The organism is uncultured Ruminococcus sp. (assembly GCF_947301925.1).
Lineage (GTDB): Bacteria > Bacillota > Clostridia > Oscillospirales > Ruminococcaceae > Ruminococcus.
This window is the reverse complement of the sequence record NZ_CAMYUE010000004.1, coordinates 140,927-156,533: the sequence shown is the minus strand read 5'-3', so window position 1 is coordinate 156,533 and position 15,607 is coordinate 140,927. Positions and strand designations below refer to the sequence as shown.

Annotated in this window: 17 protein-coding genes; 13 read left to right on the top strand and 4 right to left on the bottom strand. The window is 53.1% G+C overall.

Features of this window, described 5'->3' with window-relative positions; all coding sequences use genetic code 11:
• Positions 1–2 precede the first annotated feature (2 nt).
• Genes Q0Y65_RS07555 through Q0Y65_RS07540 form a run of 4 tightly spaced genes read right to left on the bottom strand, consistent with a single transcriptional unit; the run spans position 3 to position 4,859 of the window.
• Complete coding sequence (locus Q0Y65_RS07555; RefSeq protein ID WP_297958596.1) at positions 3–1,406, bottom strand: ATP-binding protein; 1,404 nt, start codon at positions 1,404–1,406, stop codon at positions 3–5.
• Positions 1,406–2,107, bottom strand: a complete 702-nt coding sequence (locus tag Q0Y65_RS07550; protein ID WP_297958595.1) for a response regulator transcription factor — start codon at positions 2,105–2,107, stop codon at positions 1,406–1,408. The genes Q0Y65_RS07555 and Q0Y65_RS07550 overlap by 1 nt, the downstream gene beginning before the upstream one ends.
• A 59-nt stretch (positions 2,108–2,166) precedes the next feature.
• Complete coding sequence (locus tag Q0Y65_RS07545) at positions 2,167–3,489, bottom strand: hypothetical protein (RefSeq protein WP_297958594.1); 1,323 nt, start codon at positions 3,487–3,489, stop codon at positions 2,167–2,169.
• 11 nt (positions 3,490–3,500) lie between these two features.
• Positions 3,501–4,859, bottom strand: coding sequence for a citrate synthase (locus Q0Y65_RS07540; RefSeq protein ID WP_297958699.1), 1,359 nt, complete (start codon positions 4,857–4,859; stop codon positions 3,501–3,503).
• Between the two features lie 132 nt (positions 4,860–4,991).
• Here Q0Y65_RS07540 and spoIID point away from each other — a divergent pair, with 132 nt between their 5' ends.
• The 13 genes from spoIID to atpE (Q0Y65_RS07475) all read left to right on the top strand — a co-directional run bounded on the left by spoIID (position 4,992) and on the right by atpE (Q0Y65_RS07475) (position 15,587).
• Positions 4,992–6,014, top strand: coding sequence for a stage II sporulation protein D (gene spoIID, locus Q0Y65_RS07535; RefSeq protein ID WP_297958593.1), 1,023 nt, complete (start codon positions 4,992–4,994; stop codon positions 6,012–6,014).
• A gap of 168 nt (positions 6,015–6,182) precedes the next feature.
• Entirely contained in the window at positions 6,183–7,571 is a 1,389-nt protein-coding gene (locus Q0Y65_RS07530) for a sugar transferase (RefSeq protein ID WP_297958592.1), read from the top strand.
• Positions 7,568–8,632 (top strand): mannose-1-phosphate guanylyltransferase, encoded by a 1,065-nt coding sequence (locus Q0Y65_RS07525; protein WP_297958591.1) that lies wholly within the window; start codon positions 7,568–7,570, stop codon positions 8,630–8,632. Before Q0Y65_RS07530 ends, Q0Y65_RS07525 begins: the two co-directional genes overlap by 4 nt.
• Before the next feature lie 40 nt (positions 8,633–8,672).
• The gene (gene gmd, locus Q0Y65_RS07520) at positions 8,673–9,710 is read left to right on the top strand and encodes a GDP-mannose 4,6-dehydratase (RefSeq protein WP_297958590.1); all 1,038 of its coding nucleotides are present in this window, start codon (positions 8,673–8,675) and stop codon (positions 9,708–9,710) included.
• Between the two features lie 27 nt (positions 9,711–9,737).
• Positions 9,738–10,010 (top strand): hypothetical protein, encoded by a 273-nt coding sequence (locus Q0Y65_RS07515; protein ID WP_297958589.1) that lies wholly within the window; start codon positions 9,738–9,740, stop codon positions 10,008–10,010.
• 22 nt (positions 10,011–10,032) lie between these two features.
• Positions 10,033–10,545, top strand: a complete 513-nt coding sequence (locus Q0Y65_RS07510) for a hypothetical protein (RefSeq protein ID WP_297958588.1) — start codon at positions 10,033–10,035, stop codon at positions 10,543–10,545.
• A gap of 23 nt (positions 10,546–10,568) precedes the next feature.
• Positions 10,569–11,720: a glycosyltransferase family 1 protein gene (locus Q0Y65_RS07505; RefSeq protein WP_297958587.1), complete on the top strand. Its 1,152-nt coding sequence runs from the start codon at positions 10,569–10,571 to the stop codon at positions 11,718–11,720.
• On the top strand, positions 11,713–12,837 hold the full coding sequence (locus Q0Y65_RS07500) for a glycosyltransferase (protein ID WP_297958586.1): 1,125 nt from the start codon (positions 11,713–11,715) through the stop codon (positions 12,835–12,837). Before Q0Y65_RS07505 ends, Q0Y65_RS07500 begins: the two co-directional genes overlap by 8 nt.
• Before the next feature lie 12 nt (positions 12,838–12,849).
• Complete coding sequence (locus Q0Y65_RS07495) at positions 12,850–13,800, top strand: GDP-mannose 4,6-dehydratase (RefSeq protein WP_297958585.1); 951 nt, start codon at positions 12,850–12,852, stop codon at positions 13,798–13,800.
• Between the two features lie 34 nt (positions 13,801–13,834).
• Complete coding sequence (locus Q0Y65_RS07490; protein ID WP_297958697.1) at positions 13,835–14,161, top strand: hypothetical protein; 327 nt, start codon at positions 13,835–13,837, stop codon at positions 14,159–14,161.
• Between the two features lie 215 nt (positions 14,162–14,376).
• Entirely contained in the window at positions 14,377–15,099 is a 723-nt protein-coding gene (locus Q0Y65_RS07485; RefSeq protein WP_297958584.1) for a F0F1 ATP synthase subunit A, read from the top strand.
• Positions 15,100–15,101: 2 nt separating this feature from the next.
• On the top strand, positions 15,102–15,329 hold the full coding sequence (gene atpE / locus Q0Y65_RS07480) for an ATP synthase F0 subunit C (RefSeq protein ID WP_297958583.1): 228 nt from the start codon (positions 15,102–15,104) through the stop codon (positions 15,327–15,329).
• A 30-nt stretch (positions 15,330–15,359) separates the two neighbouring features.
• Positions 15,360–15,587 (top strand): ATP synthase F0 subunit C, encoded by a 228-nt coding sequence (gene atpE, locus Q0Y65_RS07475; RefSeq protein WP_297958583.1) that lies wholly within the window; start codon positions 15,360–15,362, stop codon positions 15,585–15,587.
• Positions 15,588–15,607: the final 20 nt, after the last annotated feature.

Below are 15,607 nucleotides of genomic sequence, written 5' to 3'. Positions count from 1 at the left end.
GCCTACTGCTTTACGGCAGGCAGGGTTATGGTGACCTTTGTACCCTTGCCCTCGCCCTCGCTGTCTATATCCAGCGAGCCGCCGTGCATACTGATTATTTCGTCTGCAACGGCAAGACCTATGCCGGAGCCGCGGCGCGTGTGGTTAGCCTTGTAGAATTTCGTCTTTACCTTGGCAAGGTCGGTCTGCTTTATGCCGCAGCCCGTATCCTTCACGGAAACTATGACGTTCCCGCCCTTTTCGTAAGCCTTTATGGTGACCGTATCCCCGTCCGAGGAATACTTCACCGCGTTGTCTATAACATTGATGAAGACCTGTCTGATGCGGTTCTTGTCTCCGTATACGAAGGGCAGCATCTCCGGCTCATCGTAGATTATCTCCTTGTTCTCGCGCCTTGCCTTGTCGCTGTATATGAGCACGGCGTCGCCCAGCTCCGCAAGAATGTCCATATTGGCATTCTGAAGAGTGAAATGGCCGTTCTGCATACGGGAGAAGTCAAGGAGCTCCTCAACCATCTGTGAAAGACGCTCGGTCTCGTTGACAATAACGCCTACGCCCTTCTTCATGGTGTCGGGACTGCCTCCGCCGTCTATCATGAGGGTCTCCGCCCAGCCCTTGATTGCAGTGAGAGGAGTTCTAAGCTCATGGGACACAGAGGAGATGAATTCGTTCTTCATGGCCTCGGCGGTGGAGAGCTCGTCCGCCATATTGTTTATAGCGGTGCAGAGGTCGCCTATCTCGTCGTCGCTGTCGTTGTCGATACGGGTGGTAAAGTCGCCCATGGCGTACTTCCTGGCGATACCGCTTATCTGCCTTATGGGGCGGACGATGGAGCCTGCGAAGTAAAGTCCCGTTATGACGATGATGAGTATGATTATAAGGCATACTATGGTAACAGCCGCCGTATAGCTCTTGATGGTATTGTCTATCTCCGTAAGGGAGGTGACCATTCTTACCGCGCTGTAATCGTTGCTCATGGAGTTTATGGGCACCGACACTGCCAGCACCTTTTCGCCGCCGCCCAGCCTGTACACATGGGAGCCCTCGTTCTTTTCAAGAGCCTCCTGATAGTCGGGCATGGGGTCGTTCTCGTCGGGTGAGAATCCCGAGGAGGTAAGCACCACGCGGCCTTTTGAGTTTATGGCCATCAGCTCTATCTTGTCCTTCTCGTTGAAGTTCTCGAGGGTGTTCCTCATCTCAGCGGAGAAGTTGGCGGAGCTGTCCTGGGAATGCATACTCAGCACGCTGGTGACAGCGTTTATCTTGGACACCAGGTACTGCTTTGCAGAGCTGTAGAAATAGTTCTGTATCGCATAGACTATGGCCATATCTATTACAAGCAGCGCCAGCACGACAACGCCCAGATTGTTGAATATCCAGCGCTTTGTGATACTCTTTTTAGCCATTACTGCATATCATTCCATTTATAGCCGTAGCCCCAGATAGTAATGATGTACTTGGGGTTTGAGGGCTCTTCCTCTATTTTCATGCGGATACGTCTGATATTGACATCGACGATCTTATCGTCGCCGTAGTAGCTCTCGCCCCATATATGGTTGAGTATGCTTGCGCGGTCGAGGGCTGTGTTCTTGTTGTTCATGAAGAACTCAAGTATCTGGTATTCCACCTGCGTCAGCTCGATGGGCTCGCCGTTTTTGGTGACGGTGCGGCTCTTGAGGTTCAGAACGAAGGGGCCGCTCTCGATGACGGACTGCTTCTCGTTCTTGATGAAGCTCATGCACACACGGCGGTAGATAGCGTCCACGCGGGCGGTGAGCTCCGAGGGCGAGAAGGGCTTGGTGATATAGTCGTCGGCGCCTATCATAAGGCCGCTGACCTTGTCCATCTCCTGAGTCCTTGCGGTGAGCATTATGATGCCGATGGTAGAGCTTTTCTCGCGTATCTTCTTGCATACGGTAAAGCCGTCTATGCCGGGCATCATTATATCCAGCAGGACGATATCGAAGTTGCCGTGCTCGGCCTCGAAGGTCTTGAGCGCTGCCTCTCCGCAGTTGACGTCCACAACGTCGTAGCCTGCTCTCTTGAGGTTTATGACCACGAATTCGCGGATAGTGTCCTCGTCCTCGCATATGAGTATACGTTTCATCTGGTTCCACTCCTTTATTTGTGAGTTTCCTGTTATATCCACAGCCTTGCGGCTGACGTTCAGTCTCTGTATCTGAATCCTGCTGCGACGTCCCCTGCGCTTATGGAGAGCCCGTCCCCGGCGTTATCGGGATCCGGCGGGACAAAGGCGAGATAGGAGGATTCTCCCTTGGTGTGCATAAGCATATAGCCGCCTGTCAGCCTGTCCTCACGGGAGGGCTGATCCTCGGCGCAGAATATGCGCAGGAGCTCCCTGCCCATGCCGTTTTCGCCGTAGGTGCAGAATACTATCTCATCGTTTACGATATCGCGCCTTACGGTGACCTTTCCCTCCCACTTCTCGGGGAACAGGAAGATATATCCGTCGTTGACGCTGTAATAGGAAGTATAGTGCTTCTCCAGCATATAGGAATCGTTTATCTTCATCCAGTCTGTGAGCCTCAGCTGTGAGGACTCCTCCGACACCTCATAGCCCGGAGCTATGACCTGTACCGGTATCTCGGGACTTCCGTCCCTGTCAACGTCAAAGCAGGTACAGCCTGCGGGGCGTATGGTGGCCTCGGACTCTCCCGGAGCGCCGAAGACCTTCTTCATGGCTCCGCTGTCCATATATACCACATCGGTCTGTATGGAGCCCGTACCCGATACGGCGTCGATATACAGTCCCGTACCGTTGCTGCCCACTCTGCCGTAGCTTATATTGTCAAACTCGGTAAACGCAGCGCTCAGAGGCTGAACCACCTTGTGGTATTCCCCGTTGGCGTACACCTTATAGGCCTCCGCCACAGCGTCCTCGCCTCCCGAGGCGCCTGTGAGCCTGAGAAACTCCAGCTCGCCGTCCATATCCAGGTCCATTACGTCGATAAAGGCGTATGAAGCTGAAAAAGTGGGCTCCTGCAGCACTCCGTCCACATAGTTGTATATGGTGACGTTCTTCTCGGAACGGTTCACCATGCTGGTGCCGATGATGAGGTTGATCCTGTCGCTGGCGCCCAGCTTTGAGATCATGACCTTTTCTATCTCGCTGCCCTCGGCGGCCGTATCGAACACCGACTGCCAGCTTTCGCCGTTCTTGTCGAGAATATTGATCCTGAGCGGGTTCTCATCGGCGGCGTGATTGTTCCTCTCGTAGAACACCAGCGCCTCGTTGCCGCCGTCGCCGTCGATATCCTCGATTATGAAGGCCGAGAGATATTTTCCCGACTTGGGGTATTTAAGGCTTATAGAGCCGCCCAGCGAGTCGGTAAGAGCAGTATATATCTGTTCCTGCTCGAGGCTGAGCTTCGGCGGAGCCATCAGTGTATCTATGGTGGCGCCGAAGGTGCAGCCCGTAAGCGCAGCCCCCGCGGAGAGGGCTGTGAAAAAAGCTGATATTTTTTTCATATCCGTAAGCTTCAGCCGCGGTCGGCGAGCCTGATGTATTCCTTTTCCTTTGCGATAGCCTTGTAAGCGGGACGGATTATCCTTCCGCCCGTGAGTATCTCCTCCATGCGGTGAGCCGCCCAGCCTGCCATACGCGCAACGGCGAACAGAGGTGTGAAGAGCTCGTCGGGTATGCCCAGCATCCTGTAAACAAGTCCCGAATACATATCCACATTGGCGCACATGGTCTTGGTGCTGCCCTTCATTTCCAGGAATATCTCGGGAGTAAGCTTCTCTATGGTCTCGAGGAGGCGGAACTCGGCCTCTATCTCCCTGCCCTTAGCCAGCTCGAAGGCCTTCTTTTTCAGTATGACCGCACGGGGGTCGGAGATGGTATATACCGCATGGCCCATGCCGTAAATAAGACCCGAATGGTCGTTTGTCTCCTTGCGGAGGGTCTTGCGCATATAGTCCGCGACCTCGCCCTCGTTCTCCCAGTTCTTTATGTGCTCCTTGAAGTCGTCAAGCATATGTATCACCTGGAGGTTGGCGCCGCCGTGGCGGGGACCCTTCAGCGAGCATATAGCCGATGAGTATGCGGAATAGGGATCCGTGCCCGAGGAAGTCAGCACTCGGCAGGTAAAGGTGGAGTTGTTTCCGCCGCCGTGCTCTGCCTGGAGCATGAGCAGGCGGTCAAGCATCTGTGCCTCTGCCTTGGTGTACTTCCTGTCGGGACGCAGCAGCGAGAGTATGCACTGGGCGGTGTTCTCCTCATAGTTTATGGGGTGCATTATCATGCTCTGGTTGTCGAATACCCTGCGCTTTACCTGATAGGCGTTTGCCATGATGACGGGCATTTTTGCGATAAGGCTGACGGCTGTGCGCATCTCGTTCTCAAGTCCCTTGTTCTCGCACTCGTCGTCATAGGAATACAGAGCCAGCACGGAACGGGCCAGCTTGTTCATGATATTCTTTGACGGAGCTTTGAGTATCATATCCTCAACGAAGCCGTTGGGGAGGTCTCTTTTTACTGAGATATAGGAGCTGAAGGTCTTGAGCTCCTTTTCGTCGGGGAGATGCCCGAAGAGCAGCAGGAAGGCTGTCTCCTCATAGCCGTAGCGGTCGTCCGCCTCAACGTTCTCCACCATATCGTTTATATTATATCCTCTGTATATGAGCTGTCCGGGGATAGGCTCCCTTTCGCCCTCGTTCATGACGTATCCGTGTACGTTGCAGATATTGGTTATACCTGCCATAACGCCTGTGCCGTCGCTGTTGCGAAGTCCTCTCTTGACATGATATTTTTCGTAAAGCGAGGTATCTATTGCGGTATCATCCGCAAGTCTCCCGCATAAATCTGTAATATTGGCGCCTGAAATGTATGACGGCATCATGATCACACTCCTAAAACATATTCATTATTAATTATACACCATATTCCGTTTAATGTCAAATGTTATTTACAATATAAAGAGGACTCGCAAAACAAATGTTCTTGTATATTGTGCCGAAAGGAGAAGCATATGAAAAGATCGATACTCACCGCATTGCTGCTTATCGCCTCAATAGCCCTTATCCCTGCCCTGCCCGCGGTCACGGGGAAAGGCTCCGCAGACAGCGGCGCAAATACCTGTACACAGCCTTTGCCGCACAGCATAAGCAGCGAAAAAAAGTCCGGTTACACCGCCCTTTCGCAGAAGCCCTACAAGGTGCTCGACACGGACAGCGGACAGGTCACGGAGGTGCCCGTCCGCGATTACGTCATCGGAGCAGTCTGCGCGGAGATGCCCGCCTCCTTCGGGGAGGAAGCTCTGAAGGCTCAGGCCGTGGCTGCCCATACCTACGCCGAAAGGCAGCGGCTGCGCTCGGAGGAATCCCCCGACCCCGGCCTGAAGGGCGCCGATTTCTCCGACGATACCTCCAGATATCAGGGCTTTTTCACAAAGGAGGAGATAAAGCAGGCCTTCGGCGACAGATTTGAAAGAGACTACGCAAAGGTGGCCTCCGCCGTAGACGATGTCCTCCCCTACATCATCACCTACGGCGACGAGCCTATTATCGCCGCATTCCACTCCATGTCCCCCGGCTTCACCGAAAGCGCCGAGAACGCCTGGGGAGCTCCTGTGGACTATCTCGTGGAGGTGGACAGCCGCTCCGACCTTACCGCCCCCCATTTCCGCGATGAGAAGCGCTTCACGGCGGCGGAGCTGAAAGCCGCTCTTGAAGCGGCTTTCAACGCTGCGGTCCCCGGGGAGGATATGTCGGAATGGCTGAAAATACTCACGGTATCCGACTCGGGCACGGTGCTGAAAGCTTCCGTCGGGGACCGCAGCGTCACGGGAGGTCAGGTGCGAGACGCACTTGACCTCCGCTCCGCCGCCTTCGATATCAGGTATGAGGGCGGAGAGGCGGTGGTTACCACAAAGGGCTTCGGCCACGGAGTGGGAATGAGCCAGTACGGCGCCGACGCAATGGCGGCGGAAGGCAGCAGCTGGCGCGATATACTCGCCCATTACTACCCCGGCTGCACCGTGACCGAAAGCTAATACCGCAATAAAAGCTGTTCATTTATTGCCCTTTTCCATCAATCCGTATTGACATAATCATAACGATTTGTTATAATAACTCTGTACCGCTTCTTGCGGCTGAGATATAAGAAACAAAACAAAAAGGACTAAAGGAGACTGTGTCCGTCACGGTAACGGATAAGGATTATGAACAAAAACAGAGACCTGTACAAAAGATTTGTCACCTTTATCTCCAGTATGTTCCTGCTCGCCATGATAACGGGCATATTCGCCTTCGTATGGTACAGGAACTACAGCGAGGAGATAATCCTGCCCTACTACAGGCGCGGAAACTGGGTGCTCATTGCGATCTACTGCCTGCTGGTATGGCTGTTTTTCAGAGCCTACGGCGGCTTCAAGCTGGGCTATCTGAAAAAGACGGATATGCTGTATTCGCAGATGATATCCATGATATGCGTGAATACGGTATCCTATTTTCTCATCAGCCTTATCGGACGCCATTTCATGGCGGTTTCCCCGATAATCGTAATGTCCTGCGCGGATATGGGCGTCATCGCCCTGTGGACCCTGCTTGCAGGAAAGCTTTACTTCATGATATACCCGCCGAGAAAGCTGGTAATAATCTACGGAAGCCATCAGGCGGCGGCTCTGGTGCTGAAAATGAGCCAGCGCGTGGACAAGTACATGATATGCGAGTCTATCAGCATAGACGAGCCTGCGGAGAAGATACGCGAGCTCATCATGAAATACGAGGGCGCTATCGTCTGCGATATCCCCGCCGAGCAGAGAAACGACTACCTGAAATTCTGCTTCGAGCACTCGAAACGCGCGTATATTGCCCCGAAGATATCAGATATTATAATAAGAGGAGCCGACGATATACGCCTTTTCGACACTCCCCTCATGCTGTGCCGCAACTACGGTCTGGATTTCGAGCAGCAGCTCATCAAGCGCACCTTCGACATCATTTTCTCACTGATAGCGCTGATACCTGCCGCACCCTTCATGATAATAGCGGCTATAGCGGTGAAGCTCTACGACCGCGGACCCGTTTTCTACAAGCAGAAGCGCCTTACCCTCAACGGCAGGGAGTTCTACGTATACAAGTTCCGCAGCATGATAGTTGACGCGGAAAAGGACGGCAAGGCGCGTCTCGCCACCGAGGAGGACGAACGCATAACTCCCGTGGGAAAGATACTGAGAAAGTTCAGGGTGGACGAATTTCCACAGCTCCTCAACATTCTCAAGGGCGATATGTCCGTAGTAGGACCGCGCCCCGAGCGCCCCGAGCTTACCGAGGAGTACAAGAAGGAAATGCCGGAATTCGGCTTCAGGCTCAAGGTCAAGGCAGGCCTCACGGGCTATGCCCAGGTAACGGGAGCCTATGACACCACCCCCTACGACAAGCTCAAAATGGACCTGATGTATATCGAGAACTACTCGATACGTCTGGACCTTCAGATAATACTCATGACACTGAAGACAATGTTCTTCCCGCCAAAGAACAACGCGGAAATAGACGAAAGCGTACTGGCGCCGAAGATCGCAGATGAAAAGAAGGAGAACAGCAGATGAAGATCACAGCAGTTATCATGGCAGGCGGCAGAGGAGAGCGTTTCTGGCCGAAAAGCCGCAACGCAACACCAAAGCAGTTCCTTTCCCTCACAAAGGACGGCATGACCATGATACAGAAAACGGTGAAGAGGCTCCGCCCCATAGTCGAGGCAGAGGACATATTCATCGTCACCAACGCAGCATACACCGAGCTGGTGCTCGATCAGCTCCCCGATATCCCAAGGGAAAACATACTGGCAGAGCCCTGCGCAAGGAACACGGCTCCCTGCATCGCCTTTGCGGCGGCAGTCATAGGCAGGAAGTACGAGGACGCGATCATGCTGGTGCTTCCCTCGGATCACCTCATCGGCTATGAGGACATATATATCAACACCCTCAAAAAGGCCATAAAGTCGGCTGAAAAAGGCAAGCGCCTCGTCACCATAGGCATAACTCCCGAATATCCCGAAACAGGCTACGGCTACATCAATTTCGGCGAGGAAAAGGGCGATGTCTACGCTGTTGAGCGCTTCGTGGAAAAGCCCGACCTCCCCACCGCCAAGGAGTACCTTGCCTCGGGCAGATATCTCTGGAACAGCGGTATGTTCGTATGGAAGGTATCCTCCATCATGCTCAACATGAAGGAGCTCATGCCCGATATCTACGAGGGCGCCATGCGCATAGGCGAGGCCTTCGGCACCGGGGATTTCAACGAGGTGCTGGCGAAGGAGTTCACCGCCTTCCGCAGCGAGTCCGTGGACTTCGGCATAATGGAAAAGGCAAAGCACATCTACACTATCCCCGGAAGCTTCGGCTGGGACGACGTGGGAAGCTGGCTGGCAGTAGAGCGCATCAACGAAACCGACGATGACAACAACTACATCGACGGCGACGTTATCACCATAGACTCAAAGCGCACTACCGTATGCGGCGGAAAGCGTCTCATAGCCGCAGTAGGCACAAGGGACATCATAATCGTTGACACCGACGACGTTCTGCTGGTATGCTCAAAGAACAACACCCAGGACGTAAAGAAGGTCATTGCTCAGCTGAAAGAGCAGGAAAGAACAGAATTTATCTGATGTATTAAGGATTATTAATTAATTGTAAGGAGTTAATATAATGAAAAACGCACTTATCACAGGTATCACAGGACAGGACGGCTCTTACCTCGCAGAACTTCTGCTGGAAAAGGGCTACAATGTATACGGCATATGGAGAAGAAAGGCTACCGTTGACTACGGAAACATCGCTCACCTCAAGGACAAGGTACACCTTATCTACGCAGATATGACAGACCCCGTGTCCCTCATCTCAGCAATGAAGATCTCTCAGGCTGACGAGGTATACAACCTTGCCGCACAGTCCTTCGTTGCCACAAGCTGGGACACCCCTCTCGGCACAGCAGATATAGACGCTCTCGGCGTTACCAATATGCTTGAGGCTATCCGCATAGTAAAGCCCGAGGCTCGCTTCTATCAGGCTTCCACATCGGAGATGTTCGGTCTGGTACAGGAGATCCCCCAGAAGGAGACTACTCCCTTCTACCCCAGAAGCCCCTACGGAGTTGCAAAGCTCTACGGCCACTGGATAACCAAGAACTACCGCGAGAGCTACGGTCTTTTCGCCTGCTCGGGAATACTCTTCAACCATGAGTCCGAGAGACGCGGAATAGAGTTCGTCACAAGAAAGATCACAGACGCCGCAGTCCGCATAAAGCTGGGCGTTCAGGAATATATGGAGCTTGGCAATATGGACTCCAAGCGCGACTGGGGACACTCCAAGGACTATGTACGCGCTATGTGGCTCATGCTCCAGCAGGACAAGCCCGACGACTACGTTATCGCCACAAACGAGACAAGAACCGTCCGCGAATTCGTTGAGACCGCCTTCAGACACCTTGATATCGAGGTAGAGTGGCAGGGCAGCGGCGTTGACGAGATCGGTATCAACAAGGCAAACGGCAAGACCATCGTCAAGGTAAACAAGAAGTTCTTCCGCCCCGCAGAGGTTGATATTCTCCTGGGCGATCCCTCAAAGGCAGAAAAGGTGCTGGGCTGGAAGCGCGAGATAGACTTCTCACAGCTTGTTGAGCGCATGGTAAAGAACGACCTGGAGCTTGTACAGAACGAGATAAAGGTAAAAGAGATAATCGGCTGACAGACTGCTCCATAAAGGATAAGTGATATGGGAAACGACGTACTCAGACAGGAGAAGGGCGGCTATAATAAGGCCTCCGTTCTCGCAAAATTAGACGCATACAACATTCTGCTCATGATGGCAGAGGAGGGCGTAAGCAGTTCAAAGCTGATACCCGAGCTGGAAAAGGCGCGCGCTCTGCCCCTTGACAGAGTAAAAAGCGGATTTTTCGGCCAGTACGGCTTTTCGACGGAGGATACGGACAATTGCATTGCCGATCTTGAAGAAAAGATCGCTGCCGCAATGGCGGCAGCCCGATAAAAGCATCAAAGGGTAAACGGCTATGGATGAACGCAGGATACTGTTCAGGGTGGGACACGGCTATGACAGAGAAGCCTTTTATGAAAGGTTCCACGAATACCGCGATCTTCTCGCAGGTCTGAGATATGACGGCCTTACCGGGGAAGAGGTGCGGAAAAGGGTGGAGGAACTGAAGGCCGCGCCTCTGCCCGAAAGCGTCAACGGCTTTGAGATGGATAAGGTGGATTTTCTCCTTGACGAATGGGAGACCAGGCTCACCATGTACAGAGCCGGGGATTTCGCCAAGCTTGACCGCGTGAGATCAGGCTATGACTGCGAGAGCGTAGAGACTAAGGTATTCGCCTACAACAAGGTGACAGCCGCCTTCAATGACGGAATGAACAGGAGCCTTGCAATGGACGAGCTGGAAAAAGCAAGACAGCTTCCTCTGCGGAAAGCAAAATTCCACCTGCTCTGGAAGACAGGCTATGACCGCGGCCGGGTCGACGCTTTTATCGCCGATCTTGACGCCCATGTTTACGATACTATACGATAAATACCAAAGGTGGAGAGTTGGATTTGAAAATAACCTTCGACGCTGTCCCCATATGCAGCGATAAGATAACGGGAATAGGCTGGTGCGAGGTGGGACAGACACAGGCACTGGCGGAGCTTTTCCCCGAAAACAAGTACGAATACAGCTTCTTCACAAGCGGCGACAAGGAGAGAGTAAAGAGAGTGGAGCAATTTGCGGGAAAGCGCATAAAGTTGAACACCTCGGGCTTTTCGGGCTATCTCTACCGTGCCGCCAGCACATTCCTGCCCGTACCCTATTCGTTTTTCTTCGGCAGGAAGTCAGATATAACCCATTTCTTCAACTATATCGTCCCACCGTTCGTACACGGAAAGAAGGTTGTCACCGTCCACGACATGGTGTACAAGGCCTTTCCCGAGACCGTGCGGGGCAGAACGAGATTCATGCTTGAAATGGGACTGAAGCGCTCCATGAGGAGAGCTGACATAATAGTTACCGACTCCGAATTCTCAAGATCTGAGATAATAAAATATTTTCCTCAGCATGAGGGCAAGATAAGAGTAGTCCCCTGCGGCGTGGATCCCGAAAGGTTCCACCCCTGCACGGAGCCTCAGCGCATACCCGAGGTGAAGAAGTCCCTTGAGATAGAGGGCGATTACTTCCTGTACCTGGGTACCATCGAGCCCCGCAAGAACCTTGAACGCCTTATCACCGCCTACGGAGCCTTCGTGAAGAAGGCCGGCGGCAATGCGCCAAAGCTGGTGCTGGCAGGCGGAAAGGGCTGGCTGGATCACGGCATATACGACCGCGTGGAAAAGCTTGGTCTCACAGACAAGGTGATATTCACAAAATATGTCCCCTCTGAGGATATGAACCCCCTGATGTGCGGCGCACTGGCATTCGTGTTCCCGTCACTGTACGAGGGCTTCGGTATGCCGCCCCTTGAGGCCATGGCCTGCGGCGTGCCCGTACTGACGTCGGGAGAGGCATCTCTCCCCGAGGTAACAGGCGACTGCGCCGTGATATGCGACGCTTACGACCCTAAGAGTATAGCTCAGGGACTTTACAGGCTGTACAGCGACGGAGCCCTCCGTCAGGAGCTGGGCAGAAAGGGCATGGAAAGAGCAAAGAGCTTCACCTGGAAGCGCTCTGCGGAAATGCTCATGGACGTATACAGGGAGCTGAAAAATGAGTAAAAAGCTTGAGATACTTGAAGTCAACAAGGCTTATTATCCGCATATAGGCGGCATAGAGACCATAATACGCCAGTATTCACAGGAGCTGGGAAAGACGGGCGGCGCTCATGTGAGAGTCCTTGTCTGCCGCGACGGCAGAGGCAGGACTATCCGCGAAAAGATGCACGGAGTGGATATCACCCGCGCAGGCAGCTTCGGCACATATTTCTCATGTCCCCTGTCGCTGTCGTTTATAGCACATTTCCGCAGAATGGCAAAAAAGGCCGATGTGGTACACATACACGTTCCCTTCCCCCTTGCGGACGCAGCACTGCTGCTTTCGGGCTACAAGGGCAAGGTTGTAGTCTCATGGCACAGCGACATCGTGAAGCAGAAGAAGCTCATGGTGTTCTACAAGCCCTTCATGCGCTATCTGCTGAAAAGAGCGGACGTCATACTCACCGCAACCGAGGGCCATGTGAAGCATTCGCTGTATCTCCCCGAATTCAGGGACAAATGCAGGGTGCTGCCCTACGGCATCATACCCGATGATTACCTTTCCGTACCGAGACGCCCCGTACTGGCAGAAAGAGCCACGGACAGGCGCTGCGTAAAGGTCTTTTTCACGGGAAGATTGGTATACTACAAGGGCGTTGACGTTCTCCTGAAGGCCTTCACAAGAGTGAAGGGCTGCGAGCTGTTCATCGCAGGCACGGGAGAACTTGGAGAGAAGCTGAAAAAGTATGTCTCCGCCCATGTCATGGAATCAAAGGTGCATTTCCTCGGCTTTCTCCCCGATGAGGAGCTGAGACAGGCTTACGCAGACTGCGATATATTCGTGCTGCCCTCCGTAGCGCCCAGCGAGGCCTTCGGGATAGTACAGCTGGAGGCCATGGTCTACGGCAAACCCGTGATAAATACGGCTCTCCCCTCCGGAGTGCCCTACGTCAGCCTTGACGGCGTGACGGGACTGACAGTTGAACCGAACTCGCCGAAAGCTCTGGCAGAGGCCATAAACCGCCTTGCCGGAGACAGAGAGCTCCGCGAGAAGTACGGCAGGGCCGCCGCTCTCCGTGTGAAGGAGGAGTTCAGCGAGGAAGGCATACTGAAAAGACTTTACGATATACTGAGCGAATAAGGAGGCGGACTTTTGAGAGCATTGATAATCGGCGCGGCAGGCTTTGTGGGAGGATACCTCATCAGGGAGCTGAAAAACAGCGGCTGGGACGTCCACGCTACCTGTCTGCCTGCTGAGACCGTGAACGAGGACGTCCCCGTTCACAGCCTCGATATACTGAAAAAAGAAGATATAACGCCTCTCCTTGACGAAGTTGAGCCCGACGTCATCTACCATCTGGCGGCGCAGAGCTCCGTTGCGGTATCATGGAAAAAGCCGCATCTCACCGCCGAGATCAACGTAGTGGGCACAATAAACGTGCTGGAAGCCATGCGTGAAGCCAAAAAGCAGGACTCAAGGATCATACTCATAGGCTCGGGAGAGGAATACGGCTATATCCGCGAGGGTGCCTGTCCGCTGACAGAGGCGGAGCCCCTCAATCCCGGCAATATCTACGCCGCAACAAAGGCCTGTCAGGGTATGCTGGGCGAGATATACGCAAGAGCCTATAAAATGGATATCATCATGGTACGCGCCTTCAACCACTCGGGTCCCGCACAGAGCGAGATATTCGTCATATCCGACTTCTGCCGCCAGATCGCGGAGATAGAAAAGGGTATGAGAGAGCCTGTGATGAAGGTGGGCAACCTTTCGGCAAGGCGTGATTTCACCGACGTCCGCGACGTTGTGAGAGCCTACAGGCTGCTGGGCGAAAAGGGCGTCAGCGGAGCTGTCTACAACGTGGGCAGAGGCAGAGCCGTGGATATTCGGTTCATACTGGATACGGCGCTGTCCTTCGCAAACCGCTCGATAGAGGTCACTCAGGATCCCGCAAGGATGAGAGCCTCGGATATCCCCCTCATAGAGCCCGACGTTTCGCGCATAGCCGCAGATACGGGCTGGTCGGCGGAGATATCCATGGAGCAGACCATAGAGGATACGCTGAACTACTGGCGGAAGAAGCTCATGTCCGCAGATATGTGACACACTGACAGAAGGAGTGATGGAATTGTCCGATATGAAGCTTACAAAGGAAAAAATGCTGACCTTTACGGGTCACGAGAAGGTAGGCACCTTCAAGGCAGGCGAAAAGCTGATGGATTTCGGCGAAAAGCAGAACGCCGCCAACGAGGCTCTTGCCGCAAATCTGAACGACCTTATCAAGAGAGTATGCGCTCTGGAGGACAAACAGCTCCAGAACGAGGATATCATGCGCCGCATAGCCAACGAGCTTGCAGGCCTGAAGAAAGAGCTGGACAGAGTAAGGCTCACGGAGAAACTCAACTCGGGAGCCATAGAGCGTCTCGACCGTGCTATAAAACTGGCCGAGGGCGACGGAAAATAATGAGATTTTTCCTGTGAAATTTTTCTCAAAGTCTTGACAATAAGTCATTTTTGTTATATTATATAAAAGTGTGGACAGGGTATGCCCCGCAGCTTGAAAAAGTCCGTCGGACCCATATCTGTGCCTCATCAAGACTGGATCAACGGAGATTTGTGTAATTGCAGTCTCCGTTTTATTATTATGGCGTAAAAGCCCTGCTGAAAGAAGGTGTTATCATGGCAGAAGAGCTTATGGAACAGCTGGATAATCATACCGCCTTTACGATACCTATATTCGGAGGTATTCCCGTTCCGGATTCCTGTGTGGTAACTTGGATAATCATAGCGGTCCTGGTACTGCTTTCCATCATATTTACAAGGAAGCTGAAAAGAGTCCCCACGGGTTCGCAGTGTATACTGGAATCCTTCATGGACTTCCTGGATAACTTCTTTACCGGGATACTCGGCGAAAAGGGAAGGAAATACATCCCCATACTCGAAACCTTCATCATCTACATAGGCGTGTCGAATATCATCGGTGTATTCGGCTTCGTGCCGCCCACAAAGGATATAAACGTGACCGCTGCCCTGGCAGGCATGGCCATCATACTTGTACAGGCGTCCTTCATAATCGAAAAGGGACCCCTGAAATGGGCCAAGAGCTTCCTCAACCCCATAAACCTGCTTGACCTTGTGACAAGGCCGCTGTCGCTGTGTATGCGACTTTTCGGCAACGTCCTTGGCGCTTTCGTAGTCATGGAGCTCATCAAGCACGTTGTCCCCGGAGGCGTCCCCGTTATCGCAAGCGCATACTTTGATCTCTTCGACGGACTGCTCCAGGCCTACGTTTTCGCATTCCTCACCTCGCTGTATATGGCCGAGGCCCTTGAGGAAGAAGAGCATGAGGGCAAAAAAGTAAAAAAAGCTAAAAAAAGACCACAGCTTCACGGAGGTAAATAAACATGGGAATGATCGCATTAGGCGCTGCTGTTGCCGTTCTTACAGGCGCAGGCGCAGGTATCGGTATAGGTCTGGCAACTGCAAAGGCTACAGAGTCTATCGCAAGACAGCCCGAGGCTAAGGGCGATATAAGAACAGCGCTCCTGCTGGGCTGTGCCCTGGCAGAGGCTACCGCTATCTACGGCTTCGTTATAGCGCTCCTTATAATCCTTTCACTTGGCAGCAAGTAAGCAGAAACATCTACACGGAGGTATATTAAAATGGGAATGATCGCATTAGGCGCCGCTGTTGCCGTTCTTACAGGCGCAGGCGCAGGTATCGGTATAGGTCTGGCAACTGCAAAGGCTACAGAGTCTATCGCAAGACAGCCCGAGGCTAAGGGCGATATAAGAACAGCGCTCCTGCTGGGCTGTGCCCTGGCAGAGGCTACCGCTATCTACGGCTTCGTTATAGCGCTCCTTATAATCCTTTCACTTGGCAGCAAATAAGCCGCTGAAAAAACACCTAA